The organism is Desulfovibrio diazotrophicus (assembly GCF_902498985.2).
Lineage (GTDB): Bacteria > Desulfobacterota > Desulfovibrionia > Desulfovibrionales > Desulfovibrionaceae > Desulfovibrio > Desulfovibrio legallii.
The window spans coordinates 2,136,678-2,156,164 of sequence record NZ_OX346397.1; the positions used below are offsets into that span (position 1 = coordinate 2,136,678).

Consider the following 19,487-nt stretch of genomic DNA (forward strand, 5'->3'; position numbering starts at 1 on the left):
GGTTTTCTGCGTCAGGCCGCGCTCTTGACCGGTGGAGGGCATTGGCATAGGTTGAACAAGTTTTCCCCTGACCACAATTAAAAAGGCTCTGGCTGTAGTCGATGTTGCGACATCCCTGAACGGTATATGGAAGCCTATGAATATTCTTTTGGCCCACAACAATTTTCCCGGCCAGTTTCACCGCCTGGCCGTGGAACTGGCGGCGGATCCGGCCAACAAGGTTCTGTTTCTTTCCCACTACCGGCGCAAGGATCTGAACGTGCCCAAGGTGGAGTGGCGGCAGGTGCCTCTCCCCGCTGAAGAAAACACCCCCAGTTCGCCGCGCAAAAAATATCTTACCCTGCTGGCGCAGGGCGAGCGTTTTGCCGACGCCATGGTGGCCCTGCGCAAGGAGGGCTACAGGCCGGACCTTATCTACGGCCATGTGGGCTTCGGCTGCTGCATCTACGCACCGGACATCTTTCCCGACGCGGCCCACGCCGGCTTTTTTGAATGGTACTATTCCGCCGACGCGGACACACGTTTTTTTGCCGGCAACAAGCCCGTGGCGCTGAATACCCGGGCCGAAAACCGCCAGAGCAACATGTGCACCCTTTCGGCCCTCAAGGAATGCGTGCTGGGCATTGCCCCCACCGAATGGCAGCGCATACAGCATCCGCCGGAATTTCTGCACAAAATCCATACCCTGCACGACGGCATAGACACGCAGTTTTTTTCGCCCCAGGCGAATAAAACACCCCTCAAGCTCAAGAGCCTGGATCTCTCCCAGGCTGAGGAAATCGTCACCTACGCCACGCGCGGGCTGGAGCCCTACCGCGGCTTTCCCACCTTCTACCGCAGCCTGCCCGCGCTGCTGGCGGCCCGGCCCAAGGCCCATGTGGTCATTATGGCCGACGACCGCGCGGCCTACAGCGGCAAGCGTAAGGACGGCAAAACCTGGAAGGACGTGCTGCGCGAGGAAGTGCATGTAGACGAAAGCCGCGTGCACTTTATCCCCTTTCAGCCGTATGATCAGTACCGCGCGCTCTTGCGCGCCTCGGACGTGCACGTCTACCTCACCGCGCCCTTTGTGCTTTCCTGGTCCATGCTGGAGGCCATGAGCTGCGGGTGCCTGCTGGTGGCCTCCAATACCGAGCCCGTGCGTGAGGTGGTGCAGGACGGCGTTAACGGCTTTCTGGCGGATTTCTGGGACCACGAGGCCCTGGCCCGGCGCGTGGTTGCCTGTCTGGCCAACCGCGCCAAACTGGACCAGGTGCGGGCCAATGCCCGCAAAACCGTCCTGGCGCGCTACGCCCTGCACAAGCTGTTGCCCAGGCACGTGGCCCTGCTCAAGGCCGCCTGCTACCTGAATCAGGCGCAATTTCCCAAAAGGTAAGCATGCAATTTCCTACTTCTATTGTTCCTTGTCTGGCTCTGGCCGCGCATTTGTGCAAGCTGCCCGCCCCTGCCTCCATCAGCGTGCCGCAGAAAGGCACTGTGCCCGAAGCCGACCTTGAGGCTCTGGCCCAGCGCCTGGGGATCGGCATCAATGTGGTGCACGGGGAACCCTTGGCGGACATAGCCGCCAGGCCCCTGGCCGGTCCCGTGGCCCTGCCGCTTAAAAACGGCGCTTCCGTGTTGTTTGTGGGCAAGGTGCGGGGCAAGCCCCTGGCCAGTGTCATTGATCCGGCCCAGAAGCCCCTCAAGCAGGTCAATATCCCCTTTGCCGATCTGGAGCCCCAATGGACGGGCGTGGCCCTGCTGCTCACCCCCCAGCGCCAGCCCCACCGGCACGTCCAGGCCCTGGTGAGCATCGCCCGCCATTACAACAAAGACCTGGCCGCCGACGACCTTATCCATTCCTACCTGCTTCAGAACGGCGAGCCGGACCCCAAACTTTTTCTGCGCATGCTGGGCGACAACGGCTTTCAGGGCCACACCGCCGCCCTGGGCCTGGATGGCCTTGTGCAGATGCAATCCGCCCTGCCGGCCGTTCTGCACTGCCAAGGCGGCGGCCTGCTCATCCTCTGGCAGATCAACGAGGACGGCAGCCTGGAAATAGAGAACCCAGATCGCCCCTTTGCCGGGCACGTTTCTTTGCCCAGGGCCGAGGTGGAGCCCCTGCTTACCGGGCAGGTGACCTTTGTCAAATCCCTGCATGTGGAAAGCGCTATTCCGCCGCCGCCAAAGAAGTTCGGATTTTCATTTTTTCTTAATGAAATAAAGCAGATGAAGGCTAATATGGCCGAGGTGGGCCTGGCCGCCATTGCACTGCAGGTGCTGGGCCTGGCCATGCCCCTGTTTTTTCAGATTATTATTGACAGGGTGGTGACCCACCACGCGGAAATCACCCTCCATGTGCTGGCCCTGGGCATGCTGGCGGCCATCATTTTTGAGGCTGTCTTCGGCTGGCTGCGCTCCTACCTGCTGCTCTACGCCACCAGCGTTATTGACCTGCGCCTGGCCATCCGCACTTTTGAGCATCTCACCAGCGTGGCCCTGCCCTTTTTTGAGCGCACCCCGGCCGGCGTGCTCATCAAACATATGCAGCAGCCTGAAAAAATTCGTGAATTTCTTACGGGCCGTCTGTTCGGCGCCATGCTGGACAGCGTCTCGCTCTTTGTGGTGCTGCCCATCCTGTTTGCGTACAGCTGGCGGCTGACCGTGCTGGTGCTGCTTTTTTCCGGCCTTTCGGCTCTGATCATCTTTCTGGCCATGGGGCCCTTCCGTCAGCGCCTGCAGGATCTCTACGCCACTGAAGGCGAGCGCCAGGCTTTTTTGGTGGAAAATATCCGGGCCATGCCTACGGTTAAATCTCTTTCGCTGGAGCCCCTGCGCCGTCGCGGCTGGGACAATCGCGCCGCTGTGGCCACGGGCATGCGTTTCCGTGTGGGCAAAATGTCCATAGCCATCAGCACGTTTATGCAGGTCATGCAAAAGTGCATGACCCTGGCCATCATTTGGTGGGGCGTATACCAGGTTTTTGACAACACCATGACCGTGGGCGCGCTGGTGGCCTTCAACATGTACTCCGCCCGCGTTACGGGCCCCCTGGTGCAGATTGCCGGGCTTATCCAGCAGTATCAGGAAACGGGCATCTCCATGCGTATGCTGGCCCAGGTTATGGACGAACCTCCGGAAGACGGCGGCGCGCGCGGCGTGCTGCCCCGCATCAACGGGGCCATCCGCTGCCGTAACCTCACCTTTCGCTATACCAAGGACGGCGCCCCCGCCCTCTCGGATGTCAGCTTCGACTGCCCGGCGGGCAGCGTGTTGGGCGTCGTGGGCCGCTCCGGTTCGGGCAAGAGCACGCTTACCAGGCTTATCCAGCGGCTGCAGCCCTTGCAGGAAGGCGATATCTGGATTGATAACCACAATATCCGCGATATCGATATGGCCCATCTGCGTCGCTCCATTGGCGTGGTTTTGCAGGAAAATTTCCTCTTTCGCGGCCGCGTGCGCGATAACATCGCCATGACCAGGCCTACGGCCACTCTGGAGGAGATCGTCCACGCCGCCCGCATGGCCGCGGCCCACGAGTTTATTGAAAAATTGCCCGAAGGCTACAACACTGTGCTGGAAGAAGGCGGATCCAACCTCTCCGGCGGGCAGCGTCAGCGCCTGGCTATTGCCCGCGCCCTGCTCACAGATCCCAAGCTGATGATCTTCGATGAGGCCACCAGCGCCCTGGACCCCGAAAGCGAAGCCGAAATCCAGGGCAATATTAATACCATCGGCAGAGGACGTACCATGATCATTGTGAGCCACCGTCTTTCCATGCTGCGCCACGCCGATCAGATTCTGGTGCTGGACGGCGGCCGCCTGGTGGGCGCCGGCGCGCATGAGGACGTCTATGCCAACTGCCCCATCTACCGCTCGCTCTGGGACCGCCAGAACGCCGTCCAACAGGGGGCACTGTGAGGCTTTTCACCCTTCTTTCGCAGCTGCGCGAGCGCGCCATCGCCCTTGTGCCCGCCCGTTTCCGTCCCGCGCCGCCGTCGCCCCTGCCCTTGCCTGTCACCGAAAGCGCAGTTCAGGCGCAACAGCCTTCGGAACAGCAGGAACAACAAAAACCGGAGCAAAAAGCTCAGGAGCAACAGCCCCCGCAGCCGCGCGAGGTGCCCCGCGACATCCTGCGCTTTCAGCCCGACCGCGTCCTTCTGGAGCGCGCCACTCCCCCTCTGGGGGCCCGCTGGACCCTCTTTACCCTGGCGGGCGTGCTCTGTGTGCTCATCCTCTGGGCCATTGTGGGCAAAATCGACAAAATCGTTTCCGCCGAGGGCAAAATCGTCACCGTGGCCACGCCCGTGGTGCTCCAGTCCTACAGCATCTCGCTTGTCAAGGATATCCGCGTGGTCATGGGGCAGCGTGTGCACAAAGGCGACCTGCTGGTAGTGTTGGACCCCACCTTTGCCCAGGCCGATCTTTCCCAGCTGCAGGAGCGCATCATCAGTCTTACCGCCCACGCTACGCGCCTGCAGTGCGAAATGGACGAAATTCCTTACCCCCCGCCGGCCTCGGAAACATCGGCCCCAGAAACATCGGCCCCAGAAGCGTCGGTTCCCAACGCGCCGCCCCCCAGCGCCTCGCAGCAGCGCGAACAGCGTGTGCAGGCCGATATTTACAATAATCGCCACGCCGAGTTTGCGGCCCGCATCCGGACGTATGAGGAGCAGGAAAAACGCCTGGCCTCTGAAATCGCCTCCACCATTGACGACCTCCAGCGCCGCAAGGAACGCCTCAAAATTTATCGTGAATTTGAGGAAATGCGCCGCAAGCTCTACGAACAGGGCATTGAAGCCCGCGCGGGCTTTCTGGAAGTGAAAAAAGACCGCCTTACCGTGGAAAGCGACGTGCTGCGCCTGGAAAGCAGCATTCAGGAACTGCGCTACGAGGCCGCCAGCGTGGAGTCGGACAAAGCCGCCTACCTTACCGGCTGGCGCAGCAGCACGGCCCAGGAACTGGTCTCCGTGCGCCGCGACCTGGACCAGGCCCGCGAACAGTTCAATAAAGCTCAGAAAATGAACGAACTGGTTAATATCCGTGCGCCTATGGACGCCGTGGTGCTGGAAGTGGCCAAACGCAATGTGGGCTCCGTGGCCGACGAAGCCGAAGCCCTGGTTACCCTGGTGCCCCTCAACAGTCCTTTGGAAGTGGACGTGGAAATCCAGCCCCAGGATATAGGCTATGTGCGCGTGGGGCAGACCGCCCGCGTCAAACTCGCCACCATGCCCTTCCAGAAACACGGCAAAATTGACGCCACCGTCCTGGCCGTGAGCGAAGACGCCTTTCTTAAAAAAACTGCCGCCGGCGAACAAAGCGTCTACCGCGCCCGCCTTGAACTGCCCCCTGATCCCCTGTCCTCTATGCGTAATCTGCCCCAGGGATTCACGATCCTGCCCGGCATGACCGTCTCGGCCGAAATCAACGTGGGCGAACGCCGTATTATTGAATACTTCCTCTATCCCATTATCGCCGGCTTCGACCAGAGCCTGCGCGAACCACGCTAAGGGAAAGAGCAGAAGGATTTTGTGGGGGGAAGGGATCTTTTGTGAACAAAAGTTCCCTTCCCCCCACACCCTCCATCCCTCAAAAAACTTTTTTTCCTCACAGAACCGCGCTGGGCGTACCGTAGAGCAGATCCCTTTAATGGGTATTCTCAAAGGTTACGGCACGCTCGGTTCGGCGTTTAGCCGCGTAATACAGAGCACTGCTGTCTTTGCCCGTAACTTCCTTCGTCGTAACGGGCCAAGCTCCTGTGTCGCAGTCGGCCAAGCAACCCCAACGTGAAGTTTTCTCCAGGTGTTGCCAGTTGTTGGGGAAGTTGAGCGCGACATAAAGGGGTGCGGCGCTTGCGCGTCGCGTCCCAGCCGCGCCGGACACCGTTACGCTGTCGCCCAGCCGGCGTTGAGGAAAGGCGGAAGGCAAACGCTGTGACAGGTTGTGGGGCGACGTTGCCGGCTGGTCATGGGACGCGGTTGCGGCTACGGGCTGTGGGGGCTGCGGTTGTTGTGCCCGGCATAAGGGGCGCGGCCGCGTGAGCGGTCGCGTCCCAGCCGCGCCGGCCATGGCCGGGCTGTCTTTGGAAGCGGGGGGTTATGGGGGGTGTGGGGGGCCTAAGGGGGGACGCAGTCCCGCCCTTGGCCCCCTGCCCTCGCCGGAGGCGGCCCAAACACTGTATGCAGAAAAACCGCCATGCCCGCAGGGCAGCAAAAACTTCCGGCCGGGGTACGGCCTGGCCCAGCCCCGCGGCCTCATGCGCAGCCCCTGCCCTCGCCGGAGGCGGCCCAAACACTGTATGCAGAAAAACCGCCATGCCCGCAGGGCAGCAAAAACTTCCGGCCGGGGTACGGCCTGGCCCAGCCGGCCCAACCTAACCGAGCCCAGCCGTCTCCTCCTTCTCCCGCAGACGTCAGCGAGCGGATTCCGCCTCAGGGGTGAAATAATTGGTGCCCCAGGTTAGGGCCAGAACAAATACGGCGGCAAACAGCCCGATGACGGGGCTCCACAGAGGGCTGGCGGAAAGGGCCAGCCGCATGAGCAGGGTGCCGATGACAAAGCCGGAATTGCGAAACACGGCGTGAAAGGCGGGCATGTAGCGCTGCGCGATGAGCACCAGGGCGATATCCGCAAAGATGAGCACGGTATAGAGGGTTTCAAAAAAGTTCTGGTCTGCGCCGGTACGGATAAAAAGGATGAAATCCCGCACGCCAATGAATAAAAAAACGCAGAACAGGGTCAGGGCCAGCAGTTTTTTGCTCAGCACATAGCCCATACGCAGCTGGGGGCCCTGGATAAAGTGCGGATGGCAACGGGCCATGCGGCGGTACAGGCCCAGACACAGATAAACGCAGAGCGCGCCCGCGCCGGAAACGGCAATGTTGTACACGGGCTGCATATCGTTGACCACGCTGACCGGCTCCGGCAGGTTGGCCAGTTCTTTGAAGGCATTGCGCAACAAAATGAGGGTGAGGATTTCGAACTGTTTGCCCATGGATTGGGACAGGGAACTGGGAATGACCAGAATAAGGCTCATGACCTCCAGCCCCAGAATGAGGGTGAAGGCCAGATGGATGGCATAGAAATGGCTGAGGGGCGTCACGGCGGCCAGCCAGGGGGGCAAAAGCCCTTGTCGGCGCAGTTCTACGCCCAGCAGGGCCAGCAAATAGACCCAGAGGATGCAGAAGGCTACGCGGCGTTGGGTGGTGGCGTGCTCCCAGGCCACATGCAGCCAGTCAAAGGCGTCGGTGAGGGGTTGCAGTTTGAGGATAAGCATAAAAACCGTGCACCTCCGTTTGGACGCGGCACATGGCGCAGCATAGCCGCTCCGGGGCAAAAGTCAAAGGGGCGACGGGCTTGCCAAGCGGCGGCTTACAACGTAGAAAAAAGGCTTCCCCCGCAACCGGGCGAAGCGCCATACGGGCTGTTTCGCCTGCCGTCCAGGGCGATGCCCGCCCGGTCGGGCACCGGCCCGAACCGAGCGCCCCCGCCGGAATTCACGAGGTACGCTGTCATGCCCCACAAGGGTCCGCACATTTCTATTGCTCCAGATTATGTGGTGAACCGTATTCTGCGCATCAATATCGACGATTTTGCCGAATGGCCGGAATCGGTGCGCAACCTGGCCATCGCCATTGCCGAAGAGCTTTTTCTGGTGGCCTATAATCCCTTCATCGACGCGGAAACCGTGCGCCAGAGCGTGCGGGAAAGTTTTGAAAAGGAATCCGTGTCCCTGGCTCACTATTATGCCACGGCCATTGGCGAAGGCATTACCATGTTCTGGTCCGCCTACGAGGCCGAGGCGGATTTTCGCGACAAGCTCATTGAGGCCCTGCAGCGCATGCTGCCGGCCGAGTGCGTGCTCACCGACCCGGCGGCTTTGGTGGAATCGGCCACGGACGCCACGGACCTGCGTATGGAGCTGCCTTTGCTGGTGGTGGAGCCGGACAGCACGGAACAGGTGGCCCACCTGGTGCGCCTGGCCAATGAGATGAAGTTTGCCCTTATTCCGCGCGGCGGCGGTTCGGGCATGACGGGCGGGGCCGTGCCCGCGCGCAAGCGCACGGTTATTGTCAGCCTTACCCGCCTTACCCGCATCGGGCCTGTGGACCTTGAAACCATGACCGTCACCTGTGAGGCCGGGGCCATTACCCAGGCCGTGGCCACGGCCGTGGACCAGGCAGGCGCGCTTTTTTCCGTGGACCCGGCTTCCAAGCAGGCTTCCAGCATTGGCGGCAACGTGTCGGAAAATGCCGGCGGCCCCATGGCCTTTGAGTATGGCACCACTCTGGACAACCTGCTCTGGTGGCGCATGGTCACGCCCACGGGCGAGATCATCACCGTGGAGCGAGAAAATCACCCCCGCCACAAGATCCTGCCCGACGAAACCGCCGTCTTTGTGGTCAAGGACGTGAGCGGCGGCGTACGCAACGTGGTGCATCTGCGCGGCGACGAAATCCGCCTGCCCGGCCTGGGCAAGGACGTGACCAACAAGGTGCTGGGCGGCCTGCCCGGCATGCAGAAAGAGGGCGTGGACGGCATCATTACCGAGGCCTGTTTTATCGTCCACCCCAAGCCCAGGTACAAGCGGGTTATGGTGCTGGAATTTTTTGGCCGCTCCATGCACCCGGCGGCCGTGGTGGTGCGCGAACTGGTGGCCCTGCGCAACCGCATCCGCGAGGAGGGCGACTACGCCCACCTTTCGGCTATGGAAGAATTTAACGCCAAGTATGTGCAGGCCATCGACTACAAGCGCAAATCCGAGAAGTATGAAGGTCTGCCCATTTCGGTGATTATCCTGCAGGTGGACGGCGACGACCCCTATCTGCTGGACAAGTGCGTGGGCGATATTGTGAGCGTGGTGGAACGCCAGGAAAACGTGGATATTATTGTGGCCGAGGACGACAAAGAGGCTGAACGCTTTTGGGAAGACCGCCACAAACTTTCCGCCATTGCCAAGCGCACTTCGGGCTTCAAAATGAACGAGGACGTGGTCATCCCCATGAACCGCATCCCCGATTTCGCCCTTTTCCTGGAGCAGATCAACCTGGAGTGCACGGCCGCAGCTTACCGGCACGCTCTGCAGGAGGTGGGCCGTCTGCCCGGCTTCCCGCTGGAGGATAAAGATTTTAACCGCGAGTTTTCGCAGGTTTCCAAGGCCGCATCGGGCGACGTGCCGGCCGGTGAGGTTTCGGATACGGAAATGTCCGCCCGCGCCACGGCTTTTTTGGAAGCTCTGCAGGAAAAATATCCTCATCTGGCCAAGAAGATTGCGGGCCTGCGCGACTACATGGAGGCCAGCCGCATTGTGGTGGCCAGCCATATGCACGCGGGCGACGGCAACTGTCATGTGAATATCCCGGTCAACTCCAACGACGCCCGGATGCTGGAAGAGGCCGAGGAAACCGCGGCCCGCGTCATGGCCGAATGTCAGGAAATGGGCGGCGAGGTTTCGGGCGAGCACGGCATCGGCATCACCAAGATTGCCTTTTTCGGCAAGGAAAAAATGGACGCCCTGCGGGCCTTTAAGGAGCGTGTGGACCCGCGCGACGTCATGAACCCCGCCAAGCTCGTCTACCGCGAACTGCCCGTGCGGCCCTTTACTTTTTCCTTCAACCGGCTCATTCGCGACATCCGTGAAAGCGGCCTGCCGGATAAAGATAAGCTCATCAGCCTGCTCACGGCCATCCAGGTCTGCACGCGCTGCGGCAAGTGCAAGCAGGTCTGCGCCATGTGCTATCCGGAACGCTCCATGCAGTACCATCCCCGCAACAAAAACATGGTGCTGGGCATGCTGCTGGAGGCCGTCTACTACAGTCAGGTCAACAAGGGGCGCATTGACGAGCGTCTGCTCAAGGCCATGCGCGACCTGGTGGAGCACTGCACGGCCTGCGGCCGCTGCATGGCCAACTGTCCAGTCAAGATCCCTTCGGGGGAAGTGGCCTTGACCCTGCGCGCGCTGCTGGAGCACGAAGGGGCCAGCGGCCATCCCATCAAGGACCGCGCCCTGGAGTGGCTTGCCCGCGATATTGCCCACCGCGCGCCCAAGGCCGCCAAAATGGCCTCTCTGGGGCAGAAGATGCAGAACAAAGTTCTGGGCTTTGTGCCGGAAATATGGAAGCGCCGCATGCAGAGCCCCATGTTTTCCGGTCGAGGCCCCAAAATGGGCTACACCAACCTTTACGAGGCCCTCAAGCTGCACCGCGGCTCTGTCTTTGCGCCTGCGGAGCCCGCGCCCGGCATGCCCTGCGTGCTTTATTTTCCTGGCTGCGGCGGCGCGCTTTTCTATGACCGCATCGGCATGTCCTCCATTATGCTCCTGCTGCGGGCGGGCTTTGCCGTGGCGGTGCCGCCCCGGCACCTTTGCTGCGGTTTCCCCCTGCTGGCCGCGGGTCTGGATACGGCCTTTGAGGACAACCTGGCCCAGAACCGCCAGTACCTGACCTCCATGCTGCGCGGCCTGACCAAACAGGGCTTCAGCGTCAAACATCTGGCTACGGCCTGCGGCTCTTGCCGCGACGGACTGGAACGTATGCACATGGAAGCCCTTTTCCCGGACGTGACCATCCGCGACGTGGGTCAAATCGTGCTGCCCTTGCTGCACAAAGAAGATCTGGCTGCGCCCCTGCCGGCAGGGACGGAGCTTATTTATCACGGGGCCTGCCACTGCGAATGGGCCGACGTGCACAAAAGCAAGGGGCAGAACCAGATTGTCCGGGCGCTTGCCGATTTCAGCGGGGCCAAGGTGCGCCTCAACCCCGGCTGTTGCGGCGAATCGGGCATGGGCGCGGTAACTTCACCGCAGATCTACAACCTGCTGCGCGCCCGCAAGCAGGAGCGGCTCGCCAAAGAGTTTGCAGGCGGCTATGCAGGCCCGGTGGTGGTGGGCTGCCCATCGTGCAAGATCGGCATTGCCCGCGGCCTGATCAATATGCACGACAAGCGCCCGGTGCTGCACGTCATGGAATGGCTGGCCGGTCTGCTGGACGGCGAGGACCGTCGTCAGAGCTTCCGCAAAAAAGTTAATGAAACCCGCGGCGAAGTCCGCGTGGTGGACCTGACCGGCACGGCGCCCGTGGCCGGGGCAGCGGTGGAAGAAAAGCAGGAGGACAGCGACGCCTGAGGGCAACGGTCTTTGCCGCAGCCCGGCCGCTGTGGGGGCAATCGTCCGCCGCGCAGGCATGAGCGCAGATAACATGCAATCCGGCCCCCGCAACGCCTGCAGCGCGTTGCGGGGGCCGGATTTTTGTTTGGCCCGCAACTTGCAGCTATTTTGAGCGTCCGCATCCTGTGCGGCAAATTTGACCCCTCCGCCCGGCTTGGGCGCGCAACACGCGAGGACGCCAGTATGGAAATTTCCAATATCAACGCCGCCAATCCGTTCAATTTCGTTCTTCCGGAAAAAGACGGTTCGGGTTCCGCCGCTCCAGCCGCGTCGGCCGCTGTGGGCGATGTGGTCAGCCTGAGCACCGCCGACCTTTTGACCGACGCAGAGGCCGAGGGCGTGCTGCACGAAACCCAGGGCATGATCCTGGGGGACAGCGCTGGCGCACTGGCCGCGCACAGCCTGAACCAGAGCCGGGTTTTCGCCCTGCTGGGCCTGTAGGGCAGAGTATTTTCAGATTGCGCATCCCGCGCCGCTGGTCCGCTTCCTGCTGCGCGCTGTTGACCGGGCCGGACTCTGCGCCTATAGTCGACGCATGTCGCAACCAACCTCCTGCGAGCTTGAGGTTCTGGATCTGGTGCCTTTTGGCCAGACAGGCCATGAAAGCCGCTTCTTCGCCCTGCGGCTCGCCCGTCCGGAATGGACGCAGTGGAAGCCGGGTCAGTTTGTGATGCTCCGTCCCCACAACTTCGGGCTGGACATCCCTTGGGCGCGTCCTCTGGGCATTTGCCACATGACGGCCCGTCATATGATTTGCTTCTTCCAGGTGCGGGGCAAGGGCACCAAACGCATGGCCCAGCTCAAGGCTGGGGACAGCGTGCGCGTCTGGGGCCCCTTGGGCAACGGCTTTGTTATGGAGCCGGATACCCCCACCCTGCTCCTGGCCGGGGGCATGGGCATTGTGCCCTTTGTGGGCTATGTGAGCGAGCATCCCAAGCCCTGGAATCTGACCATGCTTTTCGGCCACCGGGAGCCCCTCAGCTGCTACCCCGTGGACAGCATTAACGAGCATGTGCCCCTGGACTCCCTGCGGGAAACCGTACCCGGCGATCTGGACAACTTTATCTTTACCCTGCAGGAACGCATGGGCGAATATGCCGAGCAGAAAGGGCTGGTGCTGGCCTGCGGGCCCGCGCCTTTTTTGCGCACGGTGCAGAAGTTCGCCGCCGAAATGGGCGTGCGTTGTCAGCTTTCGCTGGAAAACCGCATGGCCTGCGGCGTGGGCGCGTGCCTGGGCTGCGTGACCAAAACCACGGAGGCCTGGCCCGTGCCCGAAAAGCGCGAAGGCTATGTGCAGGTGTGTAACCACGGGCCGGTGTTCTGGTCCAACCAGATAGAACTGTAACGCCCGCGCGCGGAGCCGTTCGCACGCCGGGCGCGGGTTCCCTTTTTGGGGGGCAGTCCTGATCGGGGCAATTTGCCCCCGGCCGAGGCTGAGCCGGCCGCAACGAGTCCGCCTGCCTGGGCCCCTGCCCCGAACCGACTTGTCTGAACCTGCTCCTGGGGTCGCCGTTTTGCGGCTTCCTTCCGGAGCGTTGCGGACAGTTTTAAGAATGCGCGCAATGCTGCGGACGGTGGAGAACGCATGAACCTTTCCGTCACTCTCAAGGGCCAGACCCACGATCTGACCTTGAAAAATCCTGTACTTACGGCTTCCGGCACGTTCGGCTACGGGTTGGAGTTCGCCTCTTACGGCGACCTGGCCTCTCTGGGCGGACTGGTCACCAAGGGCCTTTCACTCATGCCCCGGCCCGGCAACCCCACGCCGCGCATTGTGGAAACCACGGCTGGCATGCTCAATGCCGTGGGCCTGCAGAACGACGGCGTGGAGGACTTTTGCGCCCGCAAACTGCCTCTGCTGCCCTGGCAGGAAACGGCCGTCATCGCCAATATCTATGCCGCTACGGTGGAGGAATTCAGTCAGCTGGCCGCGCGCCTCAATGCGGAGGAAGGCGTGGCCGCGCTGGAGGTCAACGTCTCCTGCCCCAACGTGCGGCAGGGGGGCATTGCCTTCGGCCAGGATCCCGGCATGGCCGCCCAGGTCACGGAAGCTGTGCGCAAGGCCGCGCCGGACAAGCACATCATGGTCAAACTTTCGCCCAATGTCACGGACCTGGCCCTCATGGCCCGCAGTGTGGAGGCCGCCGGGGCGGACAGCATTTCCTGCATCAACACACTGCTGGGCATGGCAGTGGATCTGCAGGTCCGCAAGCCCCGGCTGGCCAACGTGGTGGGCGGGCTTTCCGGTCCGGCCATCAAGCCCGTGGCTCTGCGCTGCGTGTGGCAGGCCGCGCGGGCGGTGCGCATTCCAGTGGTGGGGGTGGGCGGCATTCTCACCGCCGAGGACGCTCTGGAATTTCTGCTGGTGGGCGCGCAGGCCGTGCAGGTGGGCACGGGCAACTTTTTGCGGCCCGACTGCGCCTTTGCCCTGGCCCAGGATCTGCCCGGCGCCTGCCAGAGCCTGGGCATCGACAACCTGGCCGCCTTTTGCGGCAGCCTTGAGCTGGACTGCTAGGCATGGGGCTTTGCATCCAACCTGTGCGTTCGGAGCGTGAGCTCACGAGCTTTGTGGACCTGCCCTTCGGGCTGTACGCGCCCGATTCCCCTTGGGTGCCGCCTCTCAAAAGCCAGGACCGCCGCCTGCTGACCCCCGGCAAGCACCCCTTTTGGGAAACGGCCCGACGCGAGCTTTTTCTGGCCCTGCGCGACGGCGCGCCTGTGGGGCGCATTGCCGCCATTGTGGACGAAAAAAGCAATGCCTACACGCAGGAAAACTGCGGAGCTTTCGGCTTTTTTGAGTGCGCCGACGACCGCGAAGCCGCCCACGCTTTGCTTGCAGCCGCACGGCAATGGCTGGCTGACCAGGGCATGGCCTTCATGCGCGGGCCGCTCAACCCTTCCACCAACTATACCTGCGGCCTGCTGGTGGACGGCTTTGCGCTTGCGCCCACCATCATGATGCCCTGGAACCCGCCCTACTACGCCGAACTGCTGGAAAGCTGGCATCTGCGCAAAGAGCAGGATCTTTTTGCCTACCTCATTGAGCGCAATCACATGACCACGCCTTCATGGCTCAGTACGGAGGTGGCCCGGCTCAAGGCGGAGTCCCGTTTTACCTGCCGCACTTCCAGCAAGGCCACCTTGAAGGAAGACATCCGGGCCATGCTGGAAATCTACCGGGTTTCCTGGGCCAAAAACTGGGCTTTTGCGCCCCTTTCCGAGGGCGAGGCCAATGAGCACGTCAAGGAGCTCTCCGGCATTCTGGACCCGGAGTTTTTTGTACTCTTTTTCCATAAGGACGAGCCCGCTGCGGGCATGGTGGCCTTGCCGGACATGAACCCCCTGCTCAAGCGGCTCAACGGCGGTCTGGGCCCCCTGGCCCCCTGGCACTGGTGGCGCTCCCGCGCGGCCATCCGCAGCGGCTACCGCATCATCCTGTTTGGCATCAAAGAGGAATATCGCCTGCTGGGCCTGCCCTTGCTGCTGCTGGACTATATGCTGGAAACGGCCCGGCGCAAGCCGGAATTCCAGTGGGTGGAAGGCTCCTGGGTGCTGGAGGACAATGTGGCCATTGATGAACTGATCGAGGATTTTTCCGGCCGCATCACCAAACGCTACCGCATTTACCGGCGGGAAATAGCGGCGGAAGCGCCGGATACGGACGGAGCCGCAGTATGACGCCTTCCCCGTCCACGCCGCAGAGCGCTCCCCCCGTATCGGAGCCGCGCCGCGAGGCTGTGGGGCACGCTTCTCCGGCAACCGCTTCCGCCGACCCTTCCGCGGTGGCCGCCCCGGAAGCCGCCGGGGCGGGTCTGTCCGGCAAAAACGTGCTGCTTACGGGCGGCACGGGCTTTGTGGGGCGGCATCTGTTGCCGCAGTTGCTGGCTGCGGGCGCGCGGGTCACCTGCCTGGTGCGGGCCACGTCCCGCACAGACCGTCTGCCGCAGGGCGTGGCCACGGCCCAGGCGGATCTGGCCACCGGCGCAGGGCTTGCGGCGGCCCTGAAAGGGCAGGACGTGTGCATCCACATGGCGGCCATGCTCTTTGGCCTGGGCTGGCAAGACTATCTGCGGGCCAACGCCCTGGCGGCCCGTACCCTGGCCCAGACCTGCACGGCTTTGGGCGACGCGGGGCCGGCGCGGGTGGTGCTGGTTTCCAGCCTGGCGGCCACAGGGCCCTGCGCCACGGCCCCCGGCGTTGCGGACGCGACGCCCCCGGCCCCGGTTTCGGCCTACGGCTGGTCCAAGCTGCTTGCGGAACAGATTTTGGGCCGTGCCTTGGGCGAACAGCTGGTGACGTTGCGGCCTCCCATCATTTATGGTTCCGGGGATAAGGGGCTGTTGCCCGTCTTTCAGGGCGTGCGGCGCGGTCTGGCCGTGAGCCCCGGCGCGGGACGCGATTTTCCTGTCAGCGCCGTGCACGCCGAAGACATGGCCCAAGCTGTGCTCTGCGCCTGCAAACCGCAGGCGCGCGGGGTCTACCACCTCAGCGACGGCGGGGTCTACACCATGGGTGGCTTCTGCCAGGTCATGGGCGCGGCCGTGCGCGCGGTCACGGGGCGGCCCAAAGGGCCGGTGCGCATCCTGCGTCTGCCCTTGCCGGTCATGGCGCTGACCGCCGGCGGCTGCTCGGCCCTGGCCTGCTGCGCCGACGCACTGCTGGCCCGCTGGCCGCGCTCCCTGGGCGGCGGCCGTCTTAAGCGCGCGCCCAACTGGAATCTGGACAAGTACCGCGAAGCCCGCCAGGTCGGCTGGCTGTGCGACAACAGCCGCCTCTGCCGCGAACTGGGCTTTGCCCCGCAGGTAGGCCTGGAGGCGGGCATGCAAGAAGCCGCGGAGGGCTATCACCGCGAGGGTCGTCTGTGAAGATTACTATCCAAGAACTTTCCAAATCCTTTGGTGGACGGGACATTTTCAACAATTTTTCGCTGGAGGTGGATTCCGGCGTGCGGCTCTGCGTGTGCGGTCCCAACGGCACGGGCAAATCCACCCTGCTGCGCCTGCTGGCCGGGGTGGAAAGCCCGGACGCGGGGCGGGTCATTTTGCCGCGCGGCTGCCGCCTGGGCTTTGTGGAGCAGGAACTTTCCGACGCCGCCCTGGATACGCCCCTGCTGACCTTTGTGCTGGACGTGCTCCACGACTGGAACGACTTCTGGGCCCAGTGGGAGGACGCCGCGGCTCGCAAGGATGAAGCGCTGCTTGCCGGGCTCATGCAGCGTCAGACCGAGCTGGAAGCGCAGTACGGCTACAATCCGGAGCACCGGGCCAAGGCCGTGCTTTCCGGTCTGGGCTTTTCCGAACGCAAGTGGGGGCGCACCCTGCGAGAGCTTTCCGGCGGCTGGCGCGAAAGGGCCAAGCTGGCCCGCGTGCTTACGGCCGGGGCCGACGTGCTGCTGCTGGACGAACCCACCAACCACCTGGACGTGGAAGCCGTGGAGTGGCTGGAGTCCTTTCTTCTGGACTTCAAGGGCGCGCTGGTTTTTGTGGCCCACGACAGGGTTTTCATGGACAATGTGGGCAGCCATGTGCTCTATCTGGGCCTTTCCAAGCCTGTGTTCCGCAAGGCCACCTATACGCAGTTCCTGGCCCTGCAGGAGGAATACAACGCCCAGCGCGAACGTGAGGCCCGCGCCCTGCAAGACGACCTGAACCGTAAAATGGCCTTTGTGGAGCGCTTCCGGGCCAAGGCCACCAAGGCCCGTCAGGCCGGTTCCCGACAAAAGATGGCCAAGAAGCTGGAAAAACAGCTGGAAGACTACCGGCCGGAGCCCAAGCGCAAGGAGCTCAGCTTCACCTGGCCCGAAGCCCCGCACCTGGAAAAGGTGGCCTTGGCCGCAGCGGACCTGGCCTTCCACTTTGAGGACGGTCGCGAACTCTGGCCCGCGCTCACCTTTACCCTTTATCGGGGGCAGCGCGTGGCCCTGGTGGGCCCCAACGGCTGCGGCAAATCCACCCTGCTGCGGCTGCTGGCCGGGCGGCTGGAACGCTGCGGCGGCAATGTGGTCACGGCCCCGCAGCTGCGCCTGGGCTTCTACACCCAGCACCAGATGGACACCCTGCGCCCGGACACCACGGTGCTGGGCGAAATCCGCCGCCTGGCCGACCCGCGCACCACGGAAGAAGAGCTCATGAGCGTGCTGGGCCTTTTTTTGTTGGGGCAGGAATATTTCGACCGTCAGGTCAGCGCCCTTTCCGGCGGCGAAAAAAGCCGGCTGGTGCTGGCCAGCCTGTTCCTCAGACGCTGCAACTTCCTGCTGCTGGACGAACCCACCAACCATCTGGACCTGGAAAGCCGCGAGGCCCTCATCAGCGCCCTGCAGAAATTTGACGGCACGCTGCTGATGGTGGCCCACGACCGCTGGCTGCTCTCCCAGGTGGGCGCGGAAGCCTGGGAGCTGACCCGGCGCGGCCTGGACCTCTACCCTGATTTTACTTCCTATGACACGGCCCGGCGCGCGCGGTTGGCCCAGCCCTTGGGCGCGGCCAAATCCGGCCCGGCTGCCGCCTCCAAGGCAGGTCCGAAGGCAGGTCCGGGCGAACAACCCGTATCCGCCCTTTCCCGCGAAGAGCAAAAGCGTCTCAAACGCGAACAGGCCGCACGTCGCAACGCCCTGCACAAGGAACTCAAGCCCCTGCAGGAGCGCTATGCCGCCCTGGAAAAGGATCTGGCCGCCGTGCTGGAGGAACAGAGCGCCGTGGAAGCCCAATTGGCCGACCCGCAGGTTTACGCGGACCACAACCGTTCCAACGAGCTGCTGCGCGCCTTTGACGCGCATAAGCAGCGCAGTGAACAGCTTCTGGAAGAGATGACGGCCCTGGAAGAATCCCTGCAAGAAACCCGCGTCCGCTGGGGCGAGGATAACAGCGCTGCGGAGTGAGGCGGTGCGGCCTCCGGCGGCCCAAGGGCGCGGCCCCTTGGGAATCCCTTTCTGCTCTGCTGCGGTGTGGCTGGGCAACGCATGGGGGTCGGGCCGCGGGGCGTTACGGCAGAGAATAACGTTTTGTGAAAGGCTGGGGGTGTGGGGAAGTTACAACTTTTGTTCACAAAAGTTCCCCTTCCCCCACGGATACCTTCCTGCCAAGGAGGGAACGCATGCGGCATATTGAAGTGGCGGCGGGCATTGTCTGGCGCGGCGGGGCGTTTTTGGCGGCGCAGCGGCCTGACGGCAAGCCCATGGCGGGCTACTGGGAGTTTCCCGGCGGCAAGGTGGAAGGCGCGGAACGGCCGGATCAGGCCTTGCGACGAGAGTTGGCCGAGGAACTGGGCATAGGCGTGCGCCAGGCCGCCCTGTGGCGCACGGTGGAACACTGCTATGCCGAGCGCGACCTTCTGGTGCGGCTGCACTTTTTTCATGTGACGGCCTTCAGTGGCGAGCCCTGCCCTGCCGAGGGGCAGAATCTGCGCTGGATCAGCCCGGCAGAGGCCCCCAGGCTGGATTTTCTGCCTGCGGACGCGGGCCTGCTGGCGCAGCTGGCGCGCATGTCGCCGCCGGAGGCGTAGGGATTTTCCATGCGGATGACTTTTGATCCTGCTTTGGCGGCAAATTACAACAGTGCTTCTCAGCAAGCAAAGAAGCTTACTGAAGGATGGGTCAGTTTAAATATGTTTTGTCCGGCTTGTGGTAATGTCAAGCTGGAAAGTTTTAAAAATAACAAGCCAGTATCTGATTTTTATTGTGAGAAATGTAAAAAAATATTTGAACTGAAGAGCTCTTGCAAGCGCTTTGGCAAACGAGTTATAGGTGCCAGTTATGCAAAAATGTTGGATAACATTAGAAGCGCATCACCAGCCGATTTTTTATTTTTATCTTATGATAGATCAAAAATGTGTGTGCAGGATTTATTCGTTGTCCCTGGTCATTTTTTTACAGAAAGTAATGTTATAAAGAGAAAGCCACTTTCTTTTACAGCAAGGCGGCATGGATGGGTTGGATGTGAGATAATGCTTTCAGATATACCAGCACAAGGCAGGGTATATATTATTAGCAATGGCAGAGAAGTTAACCGTAATGATGTTTTAAATAAGTATTTGTCATCTTGTTATTTCAGAGAGATAAATTATGCAAAAAGAAGGTGGGCGATAGATATCCTTCGCCTTGTCAACAAGCTAGGTAGTAATGTATTTTTGTTAGGTGATGTGTATAAATTTTCAGATGAATTATCATTATTATATCCTCATAATAAAAATATTCAGGCAAAAATACGGCAACAACTTCAGGTTTTAAGAGATGCAGGCTACATAACATTTCTCCGACGCGGTCAATACCAAAAGAATTTTTCATCCAAGCCTACAGACTTGGTGTGAGGCTCAAGCGGTAAGGCAATCAATTGTTTGTTCCCCTTCC

Annotated in this window: 13 protein-coding genes; 12 read left to right on the plus strand and 1 reads right to left on the minus strand. The window is 61.9% G+C overall.

The genetic code is table 11. From position 1 onward, the window contains the following. Positions 1-136 precede the first annotated feature (136 nt). The 3 genes from J7I12_RS09215 to J7I12_RS09225 are packed head-to-tail and all read left to right on the plus strand — an operon-like array spanning position 137 to position 5,489. Positions 137-1,375, plus strand: a complete 1,239-nt coding sequence (locus tag J7I12_RS09215; protein WP_302413148.1) for a glycosyltransferase — start codon at positions 137-139, stop codon at positions 1,373-1,375. 2 nt (positions 1,376-1,377) lie between these two features. Then, positions 1,378-3,900, plus strand: coding sequence for a peptidase domain-containing ABC transporter (locus J7I12_RS09220; protein ID WP_118229376.1), 2,523 nt, complete (start codon positions 1,378-1,380; stop codon positions 3,898-3,900). After that, the gene (locus J7I12_RS09225; RefSeq protein WP_302548469.1) at positions 3,897-5,489 is read left to right on the plus strand and encodes an HlyD family type I secretion periplasmic adaptor subunit; all 1,593 of its coding nucleotides are present in this window, start codon (positions 3,897-3,899) and stop codon (positions 5,487-5,489) included. Before J7I12_RS09220 ends, J7I12_RS09225 begins: the two co-directional genes overlap by 4 nt. Before the next feature lie 902 nt (positions 5,490-6,391). Here J7I12_RS09225 and J7I12_RS09230 read toward each other — a convergent pair. Next, on the minus strand, positions 6,392-7,255 hold the full coding sequence (locus J7I12_RS09230; protein ID WP_302413563.1) for a hypothetical protein: 864 nt from the start codon (positions 7,253-7,255) through the stop codon (positions 6,392-6,394). A 237-nt stretch (positions 7,256-7,492) separates the two neighbouring features. Between J7I12_RS09230 and J7I12_RS09235 the strand changes: the two genes are divergently transcribed. From J7I12_RS09235 to J7I12_RS09275, 9 genes are all read left to right on the plus strand, one after another. Beyond that, the gene (locus J7I12_RS09235) at positions 7,493-11,101 is read left to right on the plus strand and encodes an FAD-binding and (Fe-S)-binding domain-containing protein (RefSeq protein ID WP_118229378.1); all 3,609 of its coding nucleotides are present in this window, start codon (positions 7,493-7,495) and stop codon (positions 11,099-11,101) included. Positions 11,102-11,326: 225 nt separating this feature from the next. After that, positions 11,327-11,584 carry a hypothetical protein gene (locus tag J7I12_RS09240; protein WP_118229379.1) on the plus strand — a complete coding sequence of 86 codons (258 nt, stop codon included), beginning with the start codon at positions 11,327-11,329 and terminating at the stop codon, positions 11,582-11,584. A 94-nt stretch (positions 11,585-11,678) separates the two neighbouring features. Further along, positions 11,679-12,488 (plus strand): iron-sulfur cluster-binding protein, encoded by an 810-nt coding sequence (locus J7I12_RS09245; protein ID WP_130957864.1) that lies wholly within the window; start codon positions 11,679-11,681, stop codon positions 12,486-12,488. Positions 12,489-12,728: 240 nt separating this feature from the next. Continuing rightward, positions 12,729-13,658 carry a dihydroorotate dehydrogenase gene (locus J7I12_RS09250; protein WP_118229381.1) on the plus strand — a complete coding sequence of 310 codons (930 nt, stop codon included), beginning with the start codon at positions 12,729-12,731 and terminating at the stop codon, positions 13,656-13,658. Positions 13,659-13,660: 2 nt separating this feature from the next. Next, complete coding sequence (locus tag J7I12_RS09255) at positions 13,661-14,821, plus strand: hypothetical protein (protein ID WP_118229382.1); 1,161 nt, start codon at positions 13,661-13,663, stop codon at positions 14,819-14,821. Next, positions 14,818-16,008 carry an NAD-dependent epimerase/dehydratase family protein gene (locus J7I12_RS09260; RefSeq protein ID WP_302548595.1) on the plus strand — a complete coding sequence of 397 codons (1,191 nt, stop codon included), beginning with the start codon at positions 14,818-14,820 and terminating at the stop codon, positions 16,006-16,008. Before J7I12_RS09255 ends, J7I12_RS09260 begins: the two co-directional genes overlap by 4 nt. Further along, positions 16,005-18,020: an ABC-F family ATP-binding cassette domain-containing protein gene (locus J7I12_RS09265; protein WP_130957866.1), complete on the plus strand. Its 2,016-nt coding sequence runs from the start codon at positions 16,005-16,007 to the stop codon at positions 18,018-18,020. Before J7I12_RS09260 ends, J7I12_RS09265 begins: the two co-directional genes overlap by 4 nt. Before the next feature lie 215 nt (positions 18,021-18,235). Then, positions 18,236-18,643 carry a (deoxy)nucleoside triphosphate pyrophosphohydrolase gene (locus tag J7I12_RS09270; RefSeq protein ID WP_118229385.1) on the plus strand — a complete coding sequence of 136 codons (408 nt, stop codon included), beginning with the start codon at positions 18,236-18,238 and terminating at the stop codon, positions 18,641-18,643. A 9-nt stretch (positions 18,644-18,652) separates the two neighbouring features. Next, positions 18,653-19,447, plus strand: a complete 795-nt coding sequence (locus J7I12_RS09275) for a DpnI domain-containing protein (protein ID WP_118229386.1) — start codon at positions 18,653-18,655, stop codon at positions 19,445-19,447. The last annotated feature ends 40 nt before the right edge of the window (positions 19,448-19,487 follow it).

Coding starts and splice junctions, on each gene's coding strand:
- J7I12_RS09215 (WP_302413148.1), top strand. CDS start 137: ATGAATATTCTTTTGGCCCACAACAATTTTCCCGGCCAGTTTCACCGC.
- J7I12_RS09220 (WP_118229376.1), top strand. CDS start 1,378: ATGCAATTTCCTACTTCTATTGTTCCTTGTCTGGCTCTGGCCGCGCAT.
- J7I12_RS09230 (WP_302413563.1), bottom strand. CDS start 7,255: ATGCTTATCCTCAAACTGCAACCCCTCACCGACGCCTTTGACTGGCTG.
- J7I12_RS09235 (WP_118229378.1), top strand. CDS start 7,493: ATGCCCCACAAGGGTCCGCACATTTCTATTGCTCCAGATTATGTGGTG.
- J7I12_RS09240 (WP_118229379.1), top strand. CDS start 11,327: ATGGAAATTTCCAATATCAACGCCGCCAATCCGTTCAATTTCGTTCTT.
- J7I12_RS09245 (WP_130957864.1), top strand. CDS start 11,679: ATGTCGCAACCAACCTCCTGCGAGCTTGAGGTTCTGGATCTGGTGCCT.
- J7I12_RS09250 (WP_118229381.1), top strand. CDS start 12,729: ATGAACCTTTCCGTCACTCTCAAGGGCCAGACCCACGATCTGACCTTG.
- J7I12_RS09255 (WP_118229382.1), top strand. CDS start 13,661: ATGGGGCTTTGCATCCAACCTGTGCGTTCGGAGCGTGAGCTCACGAGC.
- J7I12_RS09260 (WP_302548595.1), top strand. CDS start 14,818: ATGACGCCTTCCCCGTCCACGCCGCAGAGCGCTCCCCCCGTATCGGAG.
- J7I12_RS09270 (WP_118229385.1), top strand. CDS start 18,236: ATGCGGCATATTGAAGTGGCGGCGGGCATTGTCTGGCGCGGCGGGGCG.
- J7I12_RS09275 (WP_118229386.1), top strand. CDS start 18,653: ATGCGGATGACTTTTGATCCTGCTTTGGCGGCAAATTACAACAGTGCT.